This window comes from Mycobacterium sp. P4_H6, from assembly GCF_056400845.1.
In genome coordinates this window covers 26,655-46,508 of the sequence record NZ_JBFUKN010000042.1, presented here as the reverse complement: position 1 = coordinate 46,508, position 19,854 = coordinate 26,655, and the positions used below count along the sequence as shown (strand labels likewise).

Below are 19,854 nucleotides of genomic sequence, written 5' to 3'. Positions count from 1 at the left end.
GGTGGTGGACAAGGCCACCGGGGTGTTCGCCGACCCGGACAAGATCCGCCGGGTCGACCATGAGGGCACGTTCTTCCGCACCCGCGGTCCGCTGAACGTCCCGCGCTCACCGCAGGGCCGTCCGGTGCTCATCCAGGCCGGCTCATCGAACACCGGACGGGATTTCGCCGCCCGCTGGGCCGAGGCCATCTTCGAGATCGACCCGACGCCGGAGGGCCGCCGGGCCTACTACGACGACATCAAGTCGCGGGCAAGCAATTTCGGCCGCAACCCGGACGGTGTGCTGATCTTCCCGGCCTTCATCCCGTTCATCGGCGAGACCGAATCCATCGCCAGGGAGAAGCAGGCTTTCCACAACGAACTGGCCGATCCGATCTCCGGGCTGATCACGCTGAGCGTGCACACCAATCACGATTTCTCGCGGTACGACCTGGACGCACCGGTGGAGGACGTCCAGGTGACCGGCACCCAGGGCCTGTTCGACACCGCCCGTCGCGTCGCCAACCGGGACAACCTGACCCTGCGCGATATCGGCAAGTGGTACGCCCAGGGCGTGCTGCTGCCCCAGTACGTCGGGACCGCGTCGCAGGTCGCCGATCAGATCGAAGAGTCCTTCACGTCCGGCGAGGCCGACGGTTTCATGGTGTCGGCGGCCCAAAGCCCGGGCACCTTCAACGATTTCGTCGACTATGTCGTCCCCGAACTGCAGCGTCGCGGCCTGTTCCGCACCGAGTACACCGGCGACACCCTGCGGGATCATCTCGGGCTGAGCGCGCTGCCCGCCGGGGCGACGGTGGATGACCTCCAGGCGACAGCAGGGGTGGCGGACGCCGTCGCCTAGTGGAGGTTCTGCCCCGACACGCCGCCACCGACGGTGAAACTCTCGAGCCATGCTTGTTCAGCAACATGTTGTCAATCGCTGCCAATTCGCCAAAACGCCCACGTACTGCACCGTTGTTGCGATGATGTTCGGCATCGACGAAACCAGCGAGGGTTCCGCGGACCGACAACGAGGGGCACACCATGCCGGCTTTCATCCGAGGATTGGCGGTCATCGCGGCGGTTTCTGGCGCCGCGGTGGCGTTGGCGGGACCGGCATCGGCAGATCCGCTGACCGGGACCTACACCCGGGTGATCGATGGAACGCCGATGGCGTCCACCGCAACGTTCACACCGTGCGGCCCGGACTGCATGCACCTGCAAACCGGTGGCTCCGTTGCCTTCGACCTGCACCTRCAGGGCGGCAGCACGTGGACGGGCAGTTACGCCCTGAGTTCCGGTTCGGTCTGCGCAGTCACTCTGGACAGCAGCACCCTGCGCGAGGTCGACACGTGCGAGGGCAAACCGCCGCTCAACCTGTTCTTGACGCAGGATTTCTAGACCGCCCCATCACTGACCCCGGTCGGGTCGAAGCCGCGGTCTACGCGGTCAGCTCGATCAGCCGCGCGTCCTCGATGCCCGCGTACCGATCCGGGCTGCAGGTCAGCACGATGACCTGGCCGTCGCCGCCGACCGAATCGAACACGGCGGACATCCGGGTGAGCCGGTCCGGGTCGGTGAAGCCCAGCGCATCGTCGATGACGACGGGCACGGTGTCCTCCTTGGCCACCAGCGAGGCGCATGCCAGCCGCGCCACGATGCCGATCTGCTCCTTCGCCCCGCCCGACAGCGATTCGTAGCCCACGGTCCGGCCGCCCAGGGTGCGGCTGCGGATGGTGAGGTCGGTGTCGATGTCGACCTCGAAGTCGGCACCGAACACGATGCGGCCCAACCGTTCGATCTCGTCGCGGAACGGCGCGACATAGCGTTGCCGCGCGGATTCGCGGTGCCGCAACATCACCGTGCGCAGTGTCTGCGCGGCGCGGGCGCGCCGCTCGATGCGCAGGTATTCACCGTGGGCATGCTCGCGTTCGGTGTGGGCGGCATCGAGGGTGCCCTTACGCCCCTGCGTCCCATAGAGTTTGAGCGTTGCRCTGAGTTCGGTGATCGCGGTGGCGGCGGCCTCACGCTCGCGCAACAGCCCCTGTAGGGAGCGGTTTGCCGCGTCGAGTTCGGCGGCCACCGTCTCCGGGTGCGCGGCGGCCAGCTCGCCGTCCAGGCGGGTGACCTCGGTGCCCGCCCGGGCGGCCTTCTCGGCAGCCTCTTCGGCTACCAGGCTGAGCTGGTCATCGGATGCGGTGAGCCGTTCGGCGACCAACCGCGCGTTGGCCGCCTGCAGCTCGGACTGCGCGGTGCCGAGCTTCTCCCGCAGCACGCTCGCGGTGACGGCGGCGTCATTGCACGCGGTGACCGCGGCGGCGGCGAGCGCACGCTGCACGTCGGCGTTCTCCGATGCCGCCCGGTGCGCCGCGTGGGCCGTTTTCAGCGCGGCGCGCGCACTGTCGGTGTCCCCGGCGACCACCGGTTGTCCGGCAGTCAGTTCGGCGTGCCGGGCACGCAGCTGCTCGGGGGTCTCATCGCTGGTGAGCGCGGCGATGGTGGCCTGCAGCCGGTTCTGCGCGGATCGCAGTTCCCGCCGGCGGGCGTCCATTTCGCGCGCGTCGTCGATGTTGTCTGCCCCGGCACGCCGCAGCGCCTCGGCGAGGGCCTCTTCGGCGGCGACCAGGGTGGCGTGGGTGTCGAGCGCGTCGGCTCCCGGCACCACCCGGGCCCGCAACAGCCCGGGCAGCTCGATTCCGGTCGGGGCGCCGACGCTGGCCGACCAGTCCTGGCCTGCAGCGAGGTCGACGGTCTGCTCGCCGACCCGCAGCTGCACGTCGGCCAGTGCGACGAGTTCGATGTGGGCCGAGGCGAGTTCGGCCTGATCGGCCGCCCGCTGCACGGCGCGCCCGGCGGTCTCGATCTGCTGCATCAGCGCATCGGTGATGGTGTTGCCGACCAGCTCGCGGTCCACGTCGGCGAGTTCGGCTGCGGCACTGTCGAGCTTGCTCAGCTGGACGGTGAGCCGCGCCGCCTCGTCCCGGGCGATCAGCGCGGCCAGGTCGGCGCGTGCGTCATCGACTGCGATGGCGGCGGTGTCCGCGGCGGCGCATGCCTGCTCGGCGGCGATCTCGGCGGCCTCTTTGGCCTGCTGGGCCGCGGCATGGGTTCGTGCGGATTCGGCGGCCACGGCAATCAAATCCGCTGCCGACTTCGACCTTTCGTCGATCGCGGCGCGCAGTCGGCGGCGCTCGTTGACCGCCGCGAGCGATGCGGTGTGGGTGGCGGTCGCGGCCTCGACGACCACCCGGGCGGTGTTGCGTTCGCGGGTCAGCCGTGCCACGGCGGCGGCTGCCTGCTGCGCCGCGGTCGCGCGCACCTGGGCCGCCTCGACCTGCGCGACGGACGCGGCCAGCTGCGTGGTCAGGGTGGCATGTCGCAGCACGGCCTGTTCGACCTCGGCGACGGCGGCGGCGCTGCGCACCACCTCGTCCTCGGCGGCGCGCAACCGACTGGTCGCCGCGGCCCAGGAACCGGTCGGGCGTCCGGTCGGGGTGAAATAGGTCAGGTACTCGACTTCGATCCGGTCCACCAGCAGCGGATCGRCATCGCCTGCGACATCGTCGGAGGAACCGGCGGCGACATCGAGCGCGCGCGACAAGGCGTCGCAGCCGGACAGGTCCACCGGCGCGGTGGCCGAGGCCTGCAGCACCCGCTGTGCCTCCCACAGCGCGGTGTCGAGCGTCTCGGACAGGATGGCCAGCACCCGGTCGTGCGCCTCGTCGCCGGTGAGTTGCTGGCGTTTGGGCGCCACGATGGTCAGCTCCGTCTCGGCGCGCTTGTGAAAGCGTTTGCGGTACACGAAACGGTAGGGGCCCGTGGATATTTCGGCGACCACCTCGGCACCCACATCGGCGTGGGTGGGTTTGACAGCCTTCACCTCTTTCTTGGTGGAGCGATCCTTGATCGTCAGCAACAGGTCCAGTGCCTCGATCATCGACGACTTGCCGATCTCGTTGGCACCGCTGATCACCACGACACCGCGGTCGGGGAATTCGATCTCGCGGTGGGCCACCCCGCGGTAATTGGTGAGTACCAAACGATGCAGCTTCATGCGACGTTGCCCTCCAGGTGTCCGCCGGACAGGCGCAGCAGCAGCGCAAGCGCCGATCGGGCGTCCTCGGCCTCGGTGCCGTCGGTGCGCGCGGCATCGACCAGCTCCTGCACCGCGCCGGCGGCGAACCCGCCGATCGACAGATCGTCGAATTCGCCGTCGGCGGGCAGCACCACGATGTCGGAGTGCCGCTCCCACAACCGCAGCGAGGCGAACACCCGCGCATAACGGTCCAGGCAGGCGTCCAGCTTGGCCTTGTCGGTGACGGTCAGCGAGCCGGTGAGCACCAGTTGCACCACGGTGCGTTCCTTGTCGGGCAGCTGATCCAGATTGACGTCGAGCCCGGCGATATCGCGGTCATCGTTCACGTCGTGGCGCAAGGTGAGGAAGCGCCAGCGCCCGACCCGGCGCGCGGACACCTGGACCGGGTGCGCCGGATCGTGCTCGTTGACGTCGACGACCAGGACGTGCCCCGGGTCGGTCTCGATGTCGTCGTAGTTGGTGACCTCCGGGGAACCGGAGTACCAGACTCGGCCGGTGGCGCCGACCGCGGTGCGAGAGTGCTTGTCCCCCAAAGCCACATAGTGCACGGCACCACGATCGATGGTGGCCTCCAACCCGGCCAGCCGGATCAGCGACGGTTTTCCGGGATCCGGGTCCAGGATGTCGACCCCGCCGTGCGCGACCAGGATGCGCACCGTGCCGTCGGCAGGCAGGTCGGCGCTCACCGCGGCCGCCAGATCGGTGGTGGGCGATTTGGAACGCCAAGGCGCGGCGATGATCTCCAGCCCGGGCCGCACCTCGAAGGCACCGTCGCGGTCCAGCACGGTGACATTGTCGGGGCATTCGTCGAGAAACAGCGTGCTGGTGTACACCGAGCCGGCGTCGAGCTGATCATGGTTGCCCGGCAACAGATACACCGGAACGCCGATGGCCCGCATGGCCTCCAGCGCCAGGCTCACCTCACGCGGAGCCAGCTGGTTGTCCTCGAAGACGTCACCGGCGACGACGACGAACTCGGCGTCCACCTCCGCTGCCAGCGCACCCAGACCCGAGACGGCGTCACGACGGGCGGCCGCGTAGCGCGACTGTGCCTCACCGCCACCGGCACTGAGGAAGTGCCGGGTCATCCCGAGCTGCCAGTCGGCGGTATGGAGAAAGCGCATCTCAGCACTCCTTTCCGGGTCGGTGATCGTCGTTCGTGGAGAGTGTAGGTCCGCTGTCCGACAAGTCCGGGGACGTGCGTCGGCATGGCCTAACCTCAGTGGGATGAGAACGCTTCTGCTGCTGCGTCACGCCAAGTCGGACTACCCCAGCGGCATCGGCGACCACGGCCGCCCGCTGGCCCCGCGCGGCATCCGGGAGGCCGGGCTGGCCGGTGACTGGCTGCGGGCCGAGGCGCCACCCATCGACGCGGTGTTGTGCTCGACGGCGACCCGCACCCGACAGACCCTGGAGCGGACCGGGATCGAGGCGCCGGCGCGCTTCGCGGACCGGATCTACGACGCGACGCCGGGCATCGTCCTCGGCGAGATCAATGGCGTCGCCGATGATGTGCAGACGCTGCTGGTGATCGGACACGAGCCGGTGATGTCGGGGCTGGCACTCGCCCTGGCCGATGACCACAGCGATGCCGACGTGGTCGCGGAGATCGAATTGAAGTACCCGACTTCGGCGCTGGCGCTGCTACGGGTGCCGACAACCTGGCGTGACCTCGAGGTCGGCGGCGCGCAACTGGCGGGATTCCACGTTCCGCGCTGATCCCGCCGCTGACTAGGAGTTGGTGGCGAGCGTCAGTTCCATCAGCTTGATGGCCATCGCGCAGGCGTCGATACCGGGAGCCTGCGGATTGACCCACCAGCCGACGACACCGCTGGCATCGCTGGCCACCCCGCACGCCCCGTTGGCGGCCGGGTTCTTCATCACGATCGACTGCACGCCGGCGACCCGGCGATCCTCGATCGGGAACTTCATCACCTCGGCGGCCTGGCGTTCGTTCTCCAGGTCCCCGAGCTCGAACCAGAACCTGGTGATGTCGACCAGCCCGGCCGGGTTGGCCGCCTGCCAGCGGCACACCGCGCCGACGAACGTGCTCTGGATGTCCAGCGGATCGGCGCCCACGGTCTCGGCCAGGATGTCCTCGGTCAGGACGTCGCATTCCTTGAGCAGGTTGGGGTAGGTCTTCTCCGAGTCGTTGTTGCGCGGCCCGGCGCCGCCGGAACCGGCCTTGATCGCCGACCCGTCGACCGCACGCGAGCAGCCCTGCACGCCGATCACCATGGTCAACGCGGCCAGCAGCGCAATCACCACGGTCAGCGGACGTTTCACGGCGCGGCGCATCATTTGGCGTTCACAATCGACTGGCGGGTGAGTTCCTTGGCGACTTCGCAAGCATCCGGGTAGGGCTTCTGGGCGAAGCTGACCGACCATTCGATGAAGTCATCGTCGAACTGGATGCCGATCTCGCACAGGCTGGGCCCGAGCACCAGGTCTTCGCCGATGGCGATGAATCCGTTCTGGCCCTCGATGCTGATGTCCTCCACGCTGGCGCGGGACAGTTCCTCGGTCTTGCGTTCCCGCCCGATGGGGCTGCCCCGGAAGTGGGTGAAGGAGAAGTGCGGGCCGACGATGCCGCCGCCGGCCAGCCACTGGCAGCCCACCGAGGTGCGGGCGGTGTTCACCAGCCCGACGACCTCGGTCAGCTGCGAGATGGTCTGGTCGGTGATGCCGCCGCATTCCGGGAAATCCGGGCCGTGCTGAGCGGCCGGCGCCGCCTCGGTACTCGGCGGCACCGAGGGTGTGGCGGGGTCGTCGGAACTGGAACAGGCTGCCACCACGGGGAGCACCGCAGCGGCGGCCACCAGCATCTTCGCTGCACGAGTGAGCCGTCCGTGAGGGACAGCATGGCCGCTTCTGGGGGTCACGACATGCACTGTAGCGGCCGGTCGGCGCGGAACCGTTGACATACCGACTGACCTGCCTTTTCGTGTCCCGGTCCCACACCGGGTTCTACAGGTGGGTGTGCGACAGTAGCCAGATGTTGCTCGCCCTGCTGCGCCGGTATGTGCAGCCGTACCGGGGGTTGCTCTCCGTGGTGGCGGGCCTGCAGGTGATCAGCACGCTGGCCTCGTTGTATCTGCCGACGGTCAACGCCGCGATCATCGACGAAGGCGTTGCGGTGGGCGATACGACGCGGATCGTGCACCTCGGCCTGGTGATGCTGGGGGTCACCGCACTTCAGGTGGTGTGCGCCGTCGGCGCGGTGTTCTTCGGGTCGCGGGCCAGCATGGGGTTCGGCCACGATCTGCGGGGCGCGATGTTCTCCCACGTGCTCGGCTTTTCCGCGGTGGAGACCGCGCGGTTCGGGACACCGACACTGCTCACCCGGACCACCAACGACGTTCAGCAGATCCAGTTGCTGGTCCAGATGACGAGCACCATGCTCATCACCGCGCCCATCATAGGCATCGGCGGTATCGCGATGGCCATCCACCAGGACGCCGGGCTGTCCTGGCTGCTGCTGATCAGCGTGCCGATCCTGGCGCTGGCCAACGGGTGGCTGGTGTCGCGGCTGATGCCGATCTTCCGCACCATGCAGCGCGTCATCGACAACATCAACCGGGTGATGCGCGAACAGCTTTCCGGGATCCGGGTGATCCGGGCCTTCGCACGCGAACCCCTGGAACGCAGCCGGTTCGACGAGGCCAACCGGGCGCTCACCGATACCGCGCTGAGCGCCGGGCGCTGGCAGGCGCTGATGCTGCCGGTGACGACGCTGGTCATCAACATCTCCAGCGTCGCCCTCATCTGGTTCGGCGGGCAGCGCATCGACGACGGCCAGATGCAGGTGGGTTCGCTGATCGCGTTCCTGGCCTACTTCATGCAGATCCTGTACGCGGTCCTGCTGGCCACCTTCCTGGTGGTGCTGCTGCCCCGCGCGTCGGCGTGCGCCGAGCGGATCACCGAAGTGCTCTCCACCGCACCGGAGATCACGGCACCGCAGGACCCCGCCCCCGCTCCMGTCGCCGGCGAGGTGCACCTGGCCGGCGCCACCTTCAGCTATCCGGGCGCGGATCGCGCCGTCGTGCAGGATGTTTCGTTCACCGCCGGGCCCGGCACGGTGACCGCGATCGTCGGGAGCACCGGTTCGGGCAAATCCACCCTGATATCCCTGATCAGCAGGCTGTACGACGTCACGGCGGGAACCATCCGCCTCGACGGCGTCGACGTGCGCCATTTCGATCCCGAAGACCTGTGGGCGACTGTCGGATTGGTGCCGCAGCGTGGGTACCTGTTCTCCGGCACCATCGCCGACAACCTGCACTACGGCAGGGCATCCGCGACCGAGGACGAGATGTGGGACGCGCTTCGGGTAGCGGCCGCCGACGATTTCGTCCGCGCTCATCCCGACGGCCTGCAGATGCGCGTCGCGCAGGGCGGGATCAACTTCTCCGGCGGCCAGCGGCAGCGACTTGCCATCGCCCGCGCGGTGATCCGGCGACCGGCGATCTACCTGTTCGATGATGCGTTCTCGGCACTGGACGTGCACACCGACGCCCGGGTGCGCACGGCACTGCGCGAGGTGTCCGCGACAGCGACGGTGATCATCGTCTCGCAGCGGATCTCGACGGTGGCGCAGGCCGATCAGGTGATCGTCATCGACGACGGCCGGGTGGTCGGCGCGGGCACCCACGAGGCGCTGCTGACGGACTGCCCCACCTACGCGGAATTCGTGGACTCGCAGTCGGTGCGGGGATGACCAGGCCGATCCGCGGTATGGCGGAACCCCCGGCGGCACGGTCGCGCGATTTCACGGGCGCGGCGGTCCGGCTGCTGAAACGGCTGGCCCCGCAACGCAGTCTGACCGCACTGGTGATCGCGCTCGCCGTGGGCGGTATCGCGATCGGTGTGATCGGGCCGCGTATCCTCGGTCACGCCACCGACCTGTTGTTCAACGGAGTGATCGGCCGCGAGTTGCCCGCCGGGCTCAGCAAGGATCAGGCCGTCGAGGCGGCCCGGGCCCGTGGTGAGGGAACCTTCGCCGATCTGCTCTCCGGGATGAACGTGGTGCCCGGCCGGGGGGTCGACTTCACCGCCGTCGCGCACACCCTCTCGCTCGCGCTGGGTCTGTATCTGGTTGCCGCGCTGCTGGTCTGGTTGCAGGCCCGCATCCTCAACGTGGTGGTGCAGCGCACCATGGCGGCGCTGCGCACCGAGATCGAGCACAAGGTGCACCGACTGCCGTTGTCCTATGTCGACGGCCGGCAGCGCGGCGAACTGCTCAGCCGCGTCACCAACGATGTCGACAACGTGCAGTCCTCGCTGGCCATGACGATCAGCCAACTGCTGACCGCGTTGGTGACGGTGCTGGCCGTGCTGGTGGCGATGCTGACGATCTCGCCGCTGCTGGCTCTGATCACGGTGGTGACGGTGCCGCTGTCGCTGCTGGCGACCCGCACCATCGCCCGTCGCTCACAGAAGCTGTTCGTGGCGCAGTGGACCAACACGGGCCGGCTCAACGCCCATATCGAGGAAACCTACAGCGGATTCACCGTGGTGAAGACCTACGGTCACCGTGCCGCGGCCGCCGAACGGTTCACCGAACTCAACGGTGAGGTGTACCGCGCCAGTCTGGGCGCCCAGTTCCTGTCCGGACTGGTCTCGCCGGCCACCACGTTCATCGGCAACCTCAGCTATGTGGCGGTCGCGGTCGTCGGCGGTATCCAGGTCGCCACCGGTCAGATCACGCTGGGCGGCATCCAGGCGTTCATCCAGTACGTTCGCCAGTTCAACCAGCCGCTGACGCAGGTCGCATCGATGTACAACTCGCTGCAGTCCGGGATTGCCAGCGCGGAGCGGATTTTCGATCTGCTCGACGCGCCGGAAGAGTCGGCCGAACCCACCGCCGCCGCGCCGGCCTCCAGGGGCGGTCGCGTCGAGTTCGAGCATGTCTCGTTCGGTTACCGGCCCGACACCCCGGTGATCGAGGATCTGTCCCTGATCGCCGAGCCCGGCTCGACGGTGGCCATCGTCGGCCCGRCCGGTGCGGGCAAGACCACGCTGGTGAATCTGCTGATGCGCTTCTACGACATCGACGCGGGCCGGATCACGATCGACGGGGTGGATATCGCGTCGCTGCCCCGCCAGGTGCTGCGCGCCCGGATCAGCATGGTGCTGCAGGACACCTGGTTGTTCGGCGGCACCATCTACGACAACATCGCCTACGGCCGCCCCGACGCCACACCCGACGAAGTGCACGAGGCTGCCCGCACCGCGCACGTCGAGCGTTTCGTGCAGACCCTGCCCGACGGGTACGACACCCGGGTCGGCGATGACGGTGGCGCCATCAGCGCCGGTGAGAAACAGCTGATCACCATTGCCCGGGCGGTGCTGGCCCGGCCGGCGTTGCTGATCCTGGACGAGGCGACCAGTTCGGTGGACACCCGAACCGAATTGCTGATCCAGCAGGCGATGGCCGAATTGCGGCGGGACAGGACCAGTTTCATCATCGCGCACCGGCTGTCCACCATCCGCGACGCGGACCAGATCCTGGTGATGGAGGCCGGGCGCATCGTGGAGCGGGGCACCCATACCGAACTGCTGGAACGCCACGGCGAGTACTGGGCGATGTCGGTCGGGGCGAGTTCAGCGCTGCGGAGCGACGGGAAGTAGCCGAGCCCGATCAAGCACCCTGCTCAATTCCAATCCCCGGACAGCGCCGGAACCCGTTGGGCAGTATGGCGATATGGCCGACACCGTGCACACCTTCTGCCGGTACTGCCTGGCAACGTGCGGCGTGGAGATCACCGTCGAGGACAACCGGGTCCGCAAGATCGCCGCGGACAAACTCAACCCGCACAGCTGGCACGATTTCTGCGCGAAGGGGCGCACCGCGGCCGCGGTGGTCGAGCATCCGCGCCGCGTGGTGGCACCGATGCGCCGGGACGGCGACCGCTACGTCGAGGCCTCGTGGGACGAGGCGTTGCGCGACATTGCCGACCGGATGAACCGTTTGATCGACGCCGACGGGCCGGACGCGGTCGGCGCCTATTACGGGAACCCGGCCGGCTACTCGTCGTCGAACCTGGTGTTCATGAACGGCTGGCTGGACGCGGTCGGTACCCGCAATCGCTATGCCGTCGGGTCGGTGGACCAGAATGCCGTCCACGTGGTCGCGCAGGCGATGTACGGATCGGCCCTGATGGTGCCGGTCTCCGATATCGACAACTGCGACTTCTTCCTGCTGGTCGGCGCGAACCCGGCTGTCAGCGCCTGGAATTGGCTGGAGTCCGCGCCCGGCGGGTGGCGCCGCGCACTGGATCGTCAGCGGCACGGCGCGCGCATCGTGGTGGTCGACCCGGTGCGTACCGAGTCCGCAGACAAGGCCGACACCCATCTGGCCGTGCACCCGGGCCAGGACTGGGCGCTGCTGCTGGCGATGGTCAAGGTCATCCTGGACGCCCGCCTCGAACACGTGGGTGACTGTGCCGACCTGGCTTCCGGCATGCCGGAGATCCGTGCGCTGGTGGCCGCGTGCGACCTCGCCGATCTGGCCGCCCGCTGCGATATCCCCTGCGATGAGATCGAGCAGTTGGCACGGGATTTCGCTGCGGCGCCCGGTGCGATGGTGATCACCCGGACCGGGGTGTCCCTACAGGAGACCGGCACCGTCGCCGAATGGCTGGGGCATGTGCTCAACGTCATCACCGGCCGGATGGACCGGCCCGGCGGCCGCCGGTTCGAACCCGGCTACGTCGACACGCTTCGACTGGCCGGTCTGGCCGAGACCGCGCCGCACCGCAGCCGGGTGGCCGGGCGCGAGATGGTGGCCGGCGCCCACGCGCTGGCCGAACTGCCCGATGAGATCCTCACGCCCGGGCAAGGACAGATCCGGGCGTTGGTGATCAACTCCGGCAACCCGGTGATATCCGGTCCCGACGGCGCCCGGCTCGATTCCGCCCTGCAACAGCTGGATCTGTTGGTGGCCATCGATTTCGTGCAACGCGAGAGCCACCGTCACGCGCACTGGCTGCTGCCCGCGGTGCACTGGTTGGAGCGCGACGACCTGTTGGCCTTCACCAGCAGCATGCACGACGAACCGTTCGTCCAGTTCGGTGCCCGGGCCGTCGACCCGCCGCCGCAGGCCCGTGAGGAGTGGCGGATCTTCGTGGACCTGGCGCTGGCGATGAAGCGGCCGCTGTTCGGTGCCCGCGGTCTCAACGGTTTCATCCGGTCCAGCCGGCGGGCCGCCGCTGCGACCGGACGTCCCGGCCTGGCGTTCGGTCCGCACTGGATCAACCGGTTGATGATCGCGACGTCCCGGAAGGTCAACGGCCGCAAGCTGAAATGGCGGGATCTGCGTGACAATCCGCACGGCCTGGTGCTGGGGCCCCGCGAGTTCGGGCATTTCCGCGCCGCGCTGCGGACCCCGGACAAGAAGGTGCAGGTGGCACCGGCGGAGTTCGTCGCGCGCACCCGCGAGCTGCTGGCGGGCGCCGGCCCCCGCACGGAGCCGGACTTCCCTTTCCTGCTGGGCAACCGGCGCAACCGGCACGCGATGAACTCGTGGCTCAACGAACTGCCCGGCCTGCATCCGTCCGGAAAGCGCAACGTCGTCTTCGTCCACCCCGAGGATGGGGCCGCACTGGACATCGGCGATGGCGACACCGTGCGGGTGACGTCGGCGGTCGGCTCGGTCGAGATCACCGCAGCGCTGTCGGACCGGCCCCGCCGTGGTTTGGTGGTGATGGAACACGGTTGGGGTTCGGGGGTTTTCGATCCACGCTCCGGTGCGGCGCCGCAGACCTACGGCGTGAACCGCAATCTGCTGGTCGACGGCGCCGCCCTGGATCCGTTGTCRCAGACCTCGGCGCTGGGCGGCACCCACGTCGCCATCGAGCTACTTCGGCGCGCTGACGTTCGCTGAGTCGAGCGCCGACATCACTACAGGTTCGGGCCCTCCGCGCGCACATCGTCGACCGCGGTCATGGCCTCGCGCAGCTTGGCCAGCCATTCCTCGGTGTGCTCGCCGACCAGTTTCACCGACCACGCCAAGGCATCCGAGCGTGAGCGGGCGACACCGGCATCGACCAGGGTGTCGAGCACCTGGCGCTCCGGTTGTTTGAGCCTGGTCATCACCGGGATGGCGATATGGGTGAACAGGGTGCGTTCACCGCCGGCCTGCACACCCCACGAGACCTTGCGACCGAAGCGATCCTGGGCCTCGTCGGCGATGCGCATCCGCTCGCCGCGGGTTTCCTCGCGGAACTTGGCCACCCGGCCGGAGGCCCGGGCCGCACTCTCGTCACCGTCGGATTCGGGTAACTGCCCGATCACCGTGATTTCTTCGCGATCGACCACAACGGTCGGATCACCGGCGAACCAGCCGTCGGGCAGGCGCCCGGCGAACCAGTCCGCGGCATCGGTGACGGCGTCGGCGGAGCCGCGCCGCCCGTGCTGATGATGTCTCATGATTACATGATTACACCGTTACAACGCGCGGTGGGCAGTGTTCTCACACAGCGAAAGCCCTGATGATCGGTGCTAGCGCTTTCTGAGCAGGGCCACTCCGCCGCCCAGCACCAGCGCGACCAGCAGCAGTCCCGCCCAGCCGGCACCGGCCAGCCACCAGACGGCGGCCACCGCGAGGATCGCCGGCGAGGCCAGGAACAGCACCATCCCCGGATGCTCCTTGACCACTGCCAATGCGCTCTTCGCCCGGACCCGGTCGATCTCGTCACCTGCCATACATCCAAGAATGCCAGCCTAAGGTGATCCTGTACGCATCGAATCGGCTGAGTTGTTGAGGAGTACACGGTGAGTGGTCAATGGTTGCGCGACCCCGAGGGCCGCTTCGAGTACCGCTGGTATGACGGCCAGAATTGGACCGATCAGGTATCCCAGCAGGGACAGGTCCACACCGCGCCGCTCGGCGGCGCACGGGCGCAGGCGCCGCCCGCCCAGCAGTTCGAACCCCAGGGTGCGCCGCAGCAGGCGGCCCAGCATCATGACCCTCATGGCCAGGCACCCCAGCCCCAGGGCGACGGCTTCGCCGGCATCAGCGGCGAGCTGATCRACGGCCGGTTCAGCGAGAAGGAATCCAAGGCGATCGCCCTGCAGAACGAGCGGCTGCTGCGCGTCCGGCTCGGTGAGCCGTTCATGGCGCGGCAGGGCTCCATGGTCGCCTACCAGGGCAATGTGGACTTCGCCTTCGAGGGCGGCGGCGCCGGGAAATTCTTGAAGAAGGCGCTGACCGGCGAGGGACTGCCCTTGATGCGCTGCCAGGGCCAGGGCGACGTCTTTCTCGCCGAGCAGGCCAACTACGTGCACCTGCTGCAGCTGACCAACTCCGGGCTGTCCATCAGCGGCAAGAACGTGCTGGCCTTCTCGGCGAGCCTGGACTGGAACATCGAGCGGGTCAAGGGCGGCAGTATCGCCACCGGCGGACTGTTCAACACCACGCTGCGCGGCAGCGGGTGGGTCGCCCTGACCACCGACGGCCCCCCGGTGGTGCTCAATGCTGCCGAGGCGCCGACCTTTGCCGACACCAATGCGGTGGTGGCCTGGTCGGCGAACCTGCAGACCCAGCTCAAGACCAGCTTCAAGGCCGGCGCCCTGATCGGTCGCGGGTCCGGCGAAGCGGTGCAGGTCGCCTTCCATGGACAGGGCTTCGTGATCGTGCAGCCCTCGGAGGGCATCACCTACCCGGCGCAGTAACGCCTAGAGCGAGTCGAGAATCGCCTTCATCTCGTCGATCTCGTGCTGCTGGCTGTCGATGATCGCCTTCGCCATGGTCTTGGCCGGCTCGAACTGACCGCCGTCGAGCACGCTCTTCGCCATCGTGATCGCGCCCTCGTGGTGACCGATCATCTGGTTCAGGAACAGTGTGGTGGCCTCTGGGCCGGAGGCCGCCTTGAGCTTCTCGATATCGGCGGGCGCCACCATGCCCTCCATCGAGCCGTGGTCCATCGCCGGCATCGGCGGGTTACCCCAACTGGTCAGCCAGCCCTGCATCTGCTCGATCTCGGGAGCCTGCGCCGCCTTGATCTCCTTGGCGAGTTCGGTCACGCGCGCGTCGACATCATCCTTGGCCAGCAGGATGTCGGCCATCTCCACCGCCTGACTGTGGTGCGGGATCATGTGCTGGGCGAACATGACGTCCTCGTTGTTGTGCGCCGAGGCGCCGTCGACGGCCGGCCCCGGGCTCGCACCGCTGCCGTTGTGACTGGTCCCGTGGTCATGGTCGGTATGACCATCCCCGCTGGTCTGAGCCGACTGATCGGTACAGCCGGCCAGCAGCAGCGCGGCGACCGCGGCTGTCGCGATCACCTTTGCCGGTGTGCGCATCATGTGTTCCTCCTCGCAGAACGAAGCTATTTACCCATACCCCCTACCGGTATATCATGGCGGCATGAGCATGGTTCTTGAGGTCCAAGGTATGAGCTGCGGCCACTGCGTGTCGGCGATCACCGCTGCGGTCACCCCATTGGCCGGCGTCACCTCCGTCGATGTCGACCTGGCCGGCGGCAAAGTCACCGTGGACGGTAGCGCCGATGTCGGCGCCGTCACCGCCGCGATCGAGGACAGCGGGTACGACGTGAGTCCCGCCCTGTCAGCATGAGCACTCTGACGCTCGACGTCGGCGGCATGACCTGTGCGTCGTGCGCGGCGCGAATCGAGAAGCGACTCAACCGTATCGACGGTGTCCAGGCCAGCGTGAACTTCGCCACCGAGCAGGCTCGGGTCGATTTCCCCGACAGCGTCTCACCGGAGGACCTGGTGGCCGCGGTCGAGGCGACCGGTTACACCGCGGCGCTGCCGCCCGAAAACGACGCTGCTCCCACCGAACCCGACGAGCCCGACGAGTCGGCGCCCTGGCGTCAGCGGCTGCTGATCTCGGCGGCACTGGCCGTACCGGTGGTGCTGCTGTCGATGGTCCCGGTGCTGCAGTTCGACAACTGGCAGTGGCTGGCCTTCACACTGGCCTCACCGGTCGTGGTGTGGGGCGCCTGGCCGTTCCACAAGGCGGCCTGGACGAATCTGCGCCACGGTGCGGCGACGATGGACACCCTCATCTCGGTGGGTGTGATCGCCGCCTACGCGTGGTCGGTGTGGGCGCTGTTCTTCACCCACGCCGGCATGCCAGGGATGAAGATGCCGTTCGAGCTGATCTCCACCAGCTCAGAGCCGCACCTCTACCTGGAGGTCGCCGCGGCGGTGACGACCTTCCTGCTCGCCGGGCGCTACTTCGAGGCACGCGCCAAACGTCAGTCCGGCGCCGCGCTGCGCGCGCTGTTGCACATGGGCGCCAAGGACGTCGCGGTGCTGCGAGACGGGGCGAGCGCAACGACGGGGGGAAACGCTGCCACCGAAATCCGCATTCCCATAAGCCAACTCGCCGTCGGTGACGTATTCGTGGTGCGCCCCGGCGAGAAGATCGCGACCGACGGCGTGATCACCGCGGGCAGATCCGCCGTCGATGCGTCGATGCTCACCGGGGAGCCGGTGCCGGTCGAGGTGACCGAGGGCGACAACGTCGTCGGTGCGACGGTGAACGTGGGCGGGCGTCTTGAGGTGCGCGCCACCCACATCGGGGCCGACACCCAGCTCGCGCAGATGGCGCGGCTGGTCTCCGAGGCACAGAGCGGCAAGGCCGAGGTGCAGCGTCTCGCCGATCGGGTCTCGGCGGTCTTCGTGCCGATCGTCATGGTGCTGTCACTGTTGACCCTGCTGGGCTGGTTGATCTTCGGTGACGGATCGGTCGCTGCCGCGTTCACCGCCGCTGTCGCCGTCCTGATCATCGCCTGCCCCTGCGCGCTGGGCCTGGCCACGCCGACGGCGCTGCTGGTCGGCACCGGCCGCGGAGCGCAGCTGGGCATCCTGATCAAGGGCCCGCAGGTGCTCGAGTCGACCCGCCGGGTCGACACCGTGGTGCTCGACAAGACCGGGACCATCACCACCGGTCGTATGTCGGTGGTGGCGGTGTATGCCGCCGACGGCGAAAACCCGGACGCCGTATTGAGATCGGTCGGCGCCCTGGAGAACGGCTCCGAGCATCCGATCGCCCGTGCCATCGCCGGCCACGCCGCCGAACGCGGGCCGCTGCCCGCGGTCACCGACTTCGAGAATCACGGTGGCCTCGGGGTGACCGGTGTGGTGGACGGCCGGGCGGCCGCCGCCGGACGGGTCAGCTGGCTGCGTGACGACTGGTCGTTGACGACGCCCGGGGAGCTGGTCCGGGCCGCCGATGCGGCCGCCGAACAGGGGCAGACGCCGATCTGGTTCGCCACCGACGGTCAGATCCGTGCCGTCGTCGTGGTCGCGGACACCATCAAGGACGATGCCGCCGAGGCTGTTTCGGGTTTCCGGGCGCTCGGGCTCACCCCGGTGCTGCTGACCGGCGACAATCGCCGCGCCGCGGAATCGGTGGCCGCGCACTTGGGTATCGAGCGCGTGGTCGCCGATGTGCTGCCTGCGGGCAAGGTCGACGAGATCAAACGCCTGCAGGCCGACGGCCGGGTGGTCGCCATGGTCGGCGACGGCGTCAACGACGCCGCGGCACTGGCGCAGGCCGATCTTGGGCTGGCCATGGGGACCGGCACCGATGTGGCCATCGAGGCTTCGGATCTGACGCTGGTGCGCGGCGATCTGCGTGCCGCCGTCGACGCCATCCGGTTGTCGCGGGCCACCCTGGGCACCATCAAGGGCAACCTGTTCTGGGCGTTCGCCTACAACATCGCCGCCCTGCCGCTGGCGGCCGCGGGGCTGCTCAACCCGCTGATCGCCGGTGCCGCGATGGCCTTCAGTTCGGTGTTCGTGGTGACCAACAGCCTGCGGCTGCGCCGCTTTTCGGCCGGCTGAGCGCGACACTGGACATCACGGCTGACCCGACACGTACCGTGCCCGGAACAACTTCACGTCGTCCCTGATGCCCTTGAGGCGTTTGGCACCGGCGAAGGACCATTCGACCCCGGAGTCGTCGCCGACCGCGTCCCGCACCGCTTCGGTCGCCAGGACGGCACCGGGCCGGGCCGCGCCGGTGACCCGGCTGGCCAGGTTGACCGGGCTGCCGAACCAGTCGCCGCTGCGGTTGACCGCCATCCCGGACGCCAGACCGACGCGTAGCCGGGGGAACTCGTCGTCGGCGCTCGCGGCTTCCAGCAGCGCCAACATCGTCGTCAGCAGGGCCAGCGGCTCCGGACTCACCAGCATCACGGCGTCACCGATCGACTTGATGAACCGCACCGGCGGCGCCACCACGTCATGGGTGGCCTCGACGAGGCGGTTCGCCAGCCCCTCCAGTTCCTCCGGCGGCACCGCCTCCCCCAGCTTGGTGAAACCGACCAGATCGGCGAACGCGACCGTTACCTCGCGCGCACCAGGAAGGGGGCGGCCCGCGGCCCGCTCCCCCGCGGTCACCGCGTCCGTCTCCATGGTGCGCCGCAGCTCCAGCCGCAGCATGTCCTCGATCATCGGGCCGAGCAGCGGATTTACCTGTCGCAACAATGCTTCGGAGGCGACGGCGACGTCGAGCTCACTGACGCCCGGCGCCATCACCGCCGCCATCGAGGTGAACCGCATCGCCTCCGCCGTCTTCGACAACCCGTCCGCCAGCGCCCGGACGACCAGAACGATATTGTCCTCATCGATGCCCATGTCGACGAAATGCCGTGCATAGCTGGCAATCTCACCGTCGACCCGCAGATGCGCGGCTTCGTCCGGGTCGTCCACCCGCGGCAGGCCGAGCGCCCGCTGGATACGCTGCAGCAAATCCAGATTGATTCCGGTGCTGTCGCTGATCTCGCGCGCGGATACGTAGTCGCCGTCGTCGCCGAGGATCCGTCGCGATGCCAGCAGCACCGGCTCATCGGAATCCCGGATCTGCTCGATCGTCACACCCTGGTCGAGCAACCACGGGATCAATTCGGCCCGGTCGGCGCGGGCCCTGCCCTCCAAGCCGTCGAGCAGACCCGAGGCCTCGATATCGAAGTCGCTACCCACCGGGCCAACCTATACCGGCGGGCAGGCATCATCGGGTCGGTGAACGAATTGCTGCACGGACTGCCGCCGATCGTCGGTGCCGACCCCACCGTGCTGATCCTGGGCAACATGCCCAGCGTGATGTCGCTGGCATCGGGGCAGTATTACGGCAATCCGCGCAACGCCTTCTGGCCGGTCATGGCCGACATCCTCGGATTCGACGGCGCAGCACCGTACGAACAGCGGGTTTCCGAACTCGCCGGACACCAGATCGCGGTGTGGGATGTGCTGCGGTCCTGCCGTCGCGCCGGCAGCCTGGACGCCGCGGTGGAACGGGACAGCATGGTGCCCAACGATTTCGGCGCATTTCTGCGGGATCGTCCGCAGATCGATCTACTACTGTTCAACGGAGCCGCCGCCGAGGCCAACTACCATCGCCTGGTGCGCGCCGCCCCCGCGGTCCGCGGCCTCCGGCTGCCGTCGACAAGCCCGGCGCACACCATGCGGTTCGCCGACAAACTCGCACATTGGCGGGCGGCGCTGCGGCGTTAGGCCAGCCGGTCGACGGCGTTCTTGGCCTCCCGCAGACCCATCCCGGTCTCGTCGCGCAGCAGCTTGATCGCCGCAATCTTGTTGCCCTGCAGGGCCAACTGGCGCACCATCTCGGTGACGCCCGACCGCGGGTCACCGATCTCCGAGCCGGACGTCTCGGTGAGCTCCCCCGACTGCCGATAACCGGTGTGCAGCGCCCGCTCCAACGCGGCGACGCGGCGCTCCAACTCCTCGACCCGGCGGTGCAGATCGTCGTCCGAGCCACCGAACAGTCCCATGGCCGAACTCTA

General features: G+C 68.4%; 19 protein-coding genes. 10 read left to right on the top strand and 9 right to left on the bottom strand.

What is annotated here, in order from left to right; translation table 11 throughout:
• Window positions 1-841, top strand: an 841-nt coding sequence (locus AC1DTF_RS18275; RefSeq protein ID WP_477475082.1) for an NtaA/DmoA family FMN-dependent monooxygenase, incomplete at its 5' end; no start/stop codon positions are given.
• 182 nt (window positions 842-1,023) lie between these two features.
• Window positions 1,024-1,380, top strand: coding sequence for a hypothetical protein (locus tag AC1DTF_RS18270; RefSeq protein WP_057165882.1), 357 nt, complete (start codon window positions 1,024-1,026; stop codon window positions 1,378-1,380).
• 40 nt (window positions 1,381-1,420) lie between these two features.
• Here the strand turns inward: AC1DTF_RS18270 and AC1DTF_RS18265 are convergent, their stop codons facing one another.
• Both AC1DTF_RS18265 and AC1DTF_RS18260 read right to left on the bottom strand, forming a co-directional pair.
• Window positions 1,421-4,033 (bottom strand): AAA family ATPase, encoded by a 2,613-nt coding sequence (locus AC1DTF_RS18265; protein WP_477475081.1) that lies wholly within the window; start codon window positions 4,031-4,033, stop codon window positions 1,421-1,423.
• Window positions 4,030-5,199: a metallophosphoesterase family protein gene (locus tag AC1DTF_RS18260; RefSeq protein WP_477475080.1), complete on the bottom strand. Its 1,170-nt coding sequence runs from the start codon at window positions 5,197-5,199 to the stop codon at window positions 4,030-4,032. The genes AC1DTF_RS18265 and AC1DTF_RS18260 overlap by 4 nt, the downstream gene beginning before the upstream one ends.
• 103 nt (window positions 5,200-5,302) lie before the next feature.
• Here AC1DTF_RS18260 and AC1DTF_RS18255 point away from each other — a divergent pair, with 103 nt between their 5' ends.
• Window positions 5,303-5,794: a SixA phosphatase family protein gene (locus AC1DTF_RS18255; protein WP_477475079.1), complete on the top strand. Its 492-nt coding sequence runs from the start codon at window positions 5,303-5,305 to the stop codon at window positions 5,792-5,794.
• A gap of 12 nt (window positions 5,795-5,806) precedes the next feature.
• Here the strand turns inward: AC1DTF_RS18255 and AC1DTF_RS18250 are convergent, their stop codons facing one another.
• Both AC1DTF_RS18250 and AC1DTF_RS18245 read right to left on the bottom strand, forming a co-directional pair.
• Window positions 5,807-6,313 carry a DUF3558 domain-containing protein gene (locus AC1DTF_RS18250; protein ID WP_442928689.1) on the bottom strand — a complete coding sequence of 169 codons (507 nt, stop codon included), beginning with the start codon at window positions 6,311-6,313 and terminating at the stop codon, window positions 5,807-5,809.
• Between the two features lie 59 nt (window positions 6,314-6,372).
• A complete protein-coding gene (locus AC1DTF_RS18245; protein ID WP_057165877.1) occupies window positions 6,373-6,900 on the bottom strand; it encodes a DUF3558 domain-containing protein in 528 nt (175 codons plus the stop codon).
• A gap of 170 nt (window positions 6,901-7,070) precedes the next feature.
• Here AC1DTF_RS18245 and AC1DTF_RS18240 point away from each other — a divergent pair, with 170 nt between their 5' ends.
• From AC1DTF_RS18240 to AC1DTF_RS18230, 3 genes are all read left to right on the top strand, one after another.
• On the top strand, window positions 7,071-8,792 hold the full coding sequence (locus AC1DTF_RS18240; RefSeq protein ID WP_477475078.1) for an ABC transporter ATP-binding protein: 1,722 nt from the start codon (window positions 7,071-7,073) through the stop codon (window positions 8,790-8,792).
• On the top strand, window positions 8,789-10,705 hold the full coding sequence (locus AC1DTF_RS18235) for an ABC transporter ATP-binding protein (RefSeq protein ID WP_477475077.1): 1,917 nt from the start codon (window positions 8,789-8,791) through the stop codon (window positions 10,703-10,705). Before AC1DTF_RS18240 ends, AC1DTF_RS18235 begins: the two co-directional genes overlap by 4 nt.
• A 73-nt stretch (window positions 10,706-10,778) precedes the next feature.
• On the top strand, window positions 10,779-12,959 hold the full coding sequence (locus tag AC1DTF_RS18230) for a molybdopterin-containing oxidoreductase family protein (protein ID WP_477475076.1): 2,181 nt from the start codon (window positions 10,779-10,781) through the stop codon (window positions 12,957-12,959).
• 17 nt (window positions 12,960-12,976) lie between these two features.
• Here AC1DTF_RS18230 and AC1DTF_RS18225 read toward each other — a convergent pair whose 3' ends face one another.
• Both AC1DTF_RS18225 and AC1DTF_RS18220 read right to left on the bottom strand, forming a co-directional pair.
• A complete protein-coding gene (locus AC1DTF_RS18225; RefSeq protein ID WP_477475075.1) occupies window positions 12,977-13,504 on the bottom strand; it encodes a hypothetical protein in 528 nt (175 codons plus the stop codon).
• 72 nt (window positions 13,505-13,576) lie between these two features.
• Window positions 13,577-13,780 (bottom strand): hypothetical protein, encoded by a 204-nt coding sequence (locus tag AC1DTF_RS18220; RefSeq protein WP_057165872.1) that lies wholly within the window; start codon window positions 13,778-13,780, stop codon window positions 13,577-13,579.
• A gap of 69 nt (window positions 13,781-13,849) precedes the next feature.
• On the opposite strand from AC1DTF_RS18220, the gene AC1DTF_RS18215 reads away from it, so the two are divergent.
• On the top strand, window positions 13,850-14,749 hold the full coding sequence (locus tag AC1DTF_RS18215) for an AIM24 family protein (RefSeq protein WP_477475074.1): 900 nt from the start codon (window positions 13,850-13,852) through the stop codon (window positions 14,747-14,749).
• 3 nt (window positions 14,750-14,752) lie between these two features.
• Here the strand turns inward: AC1DTF_RS18215 and AC1DTF_RS18210 are convergent, their stop codons facing one another.
• Complete coding sequence (locus tag AC1DTF_RS18210) at window positions 14,753-15,382, bottom strand: DUF305 domain-containing protein (protein WP_477475073.1); 630 nt, start codon at window positions 15,380-15,382, stop codon at window positions 14,753-14,755.
• Window positions 15,383-15,443: 61 nt separating this feature from the next.
• Between AC1DTF_RS18210 and AC1DTF_RS18205 the strand changes: the two genes are divergently transcribed.
• Together AC1DTF_RS18205 and AC1DTF_RS18200 are read left to right on the top strand one after the other, a co-directional pair.
• Window positions 15,444-15,653: a cation transporter gene (locus AC1DTF_RS18205; RefSeq protein WP_057165869.1), complete on the top strand. Its 210-nt coding sequence runs from the start codon at window positions 15,444-15,446 to the stop codon at window positions 15,651-15,653.
• Complete coding sequence (locus AC1DTF_RS18200) at window positions 15,650-17,893, top strand: heavy metal translocating P-type ATPase (protein ID WP_477475072.1); 2,244 nt, start codon at window positions 15,650-15,652, stop codon at window positions 17,891-17,893. Before AC1DTF_RS18205 ends, AC1DTF_RS18200 begins: the two co-directional genes overlap by 4 nt.
• Before the next feature lie 15 nt (window positions 17,894-17,908).
• Here the strand turns inward: AC1DTF_RS18200 and AC1DTF_RS18195 are convergent, their stop codons facing one another.
• Complete coding sequence (locus AC1DTF_RS18195; RefSeq protein ID WP_477475071.1) at window positions 17,909-19,033, bottom strand: adenylate cyclase regulatory domain-containing protein; 1,125 nt, start codon at window positions 19,031-19,033, stop codon at window positions 17,909-17,911.
• A 39-nt stretch (window positions 19,034-19,072) separates the two neighbouring features.
• On the opposite strand from AC1DTF_RS18195, the gene AC1DTF_RS18190 reads away from it, so the two are divergent.
• Complete coding sequence (locus AC1DTF_RS18190; RefSeq protein ID WP_477475070.1) at window positions 19,073-19,564, top strand: DNA-deoxyinosine glycosylase; 492 nt, start codon at window positions 19,073-19,075, stop codon at window positions 19,562-19,564.
• On the opposite strand, the gene AC1DTF_RS18185 is transcribed toward AC1DTF_RS18190, so the two are convergent.
• Complete coding sequence (locus AC1DTF_RS18185; RefSeq protein ID WP_057165865.1) at window positions 19,561-19,842, bottom strand: ribosomal protein L7/L12; 282 nt, start codon at window positions 19,840-19,842, stop codon at window positions 19,561-19,563. The genes AC1DTF_RS18190 and AC1DTF_RS18185 overlap by 4 nt on opposite strands.
• Window positions 19,843-19,854: the final 12 nt, after the last annotated feature.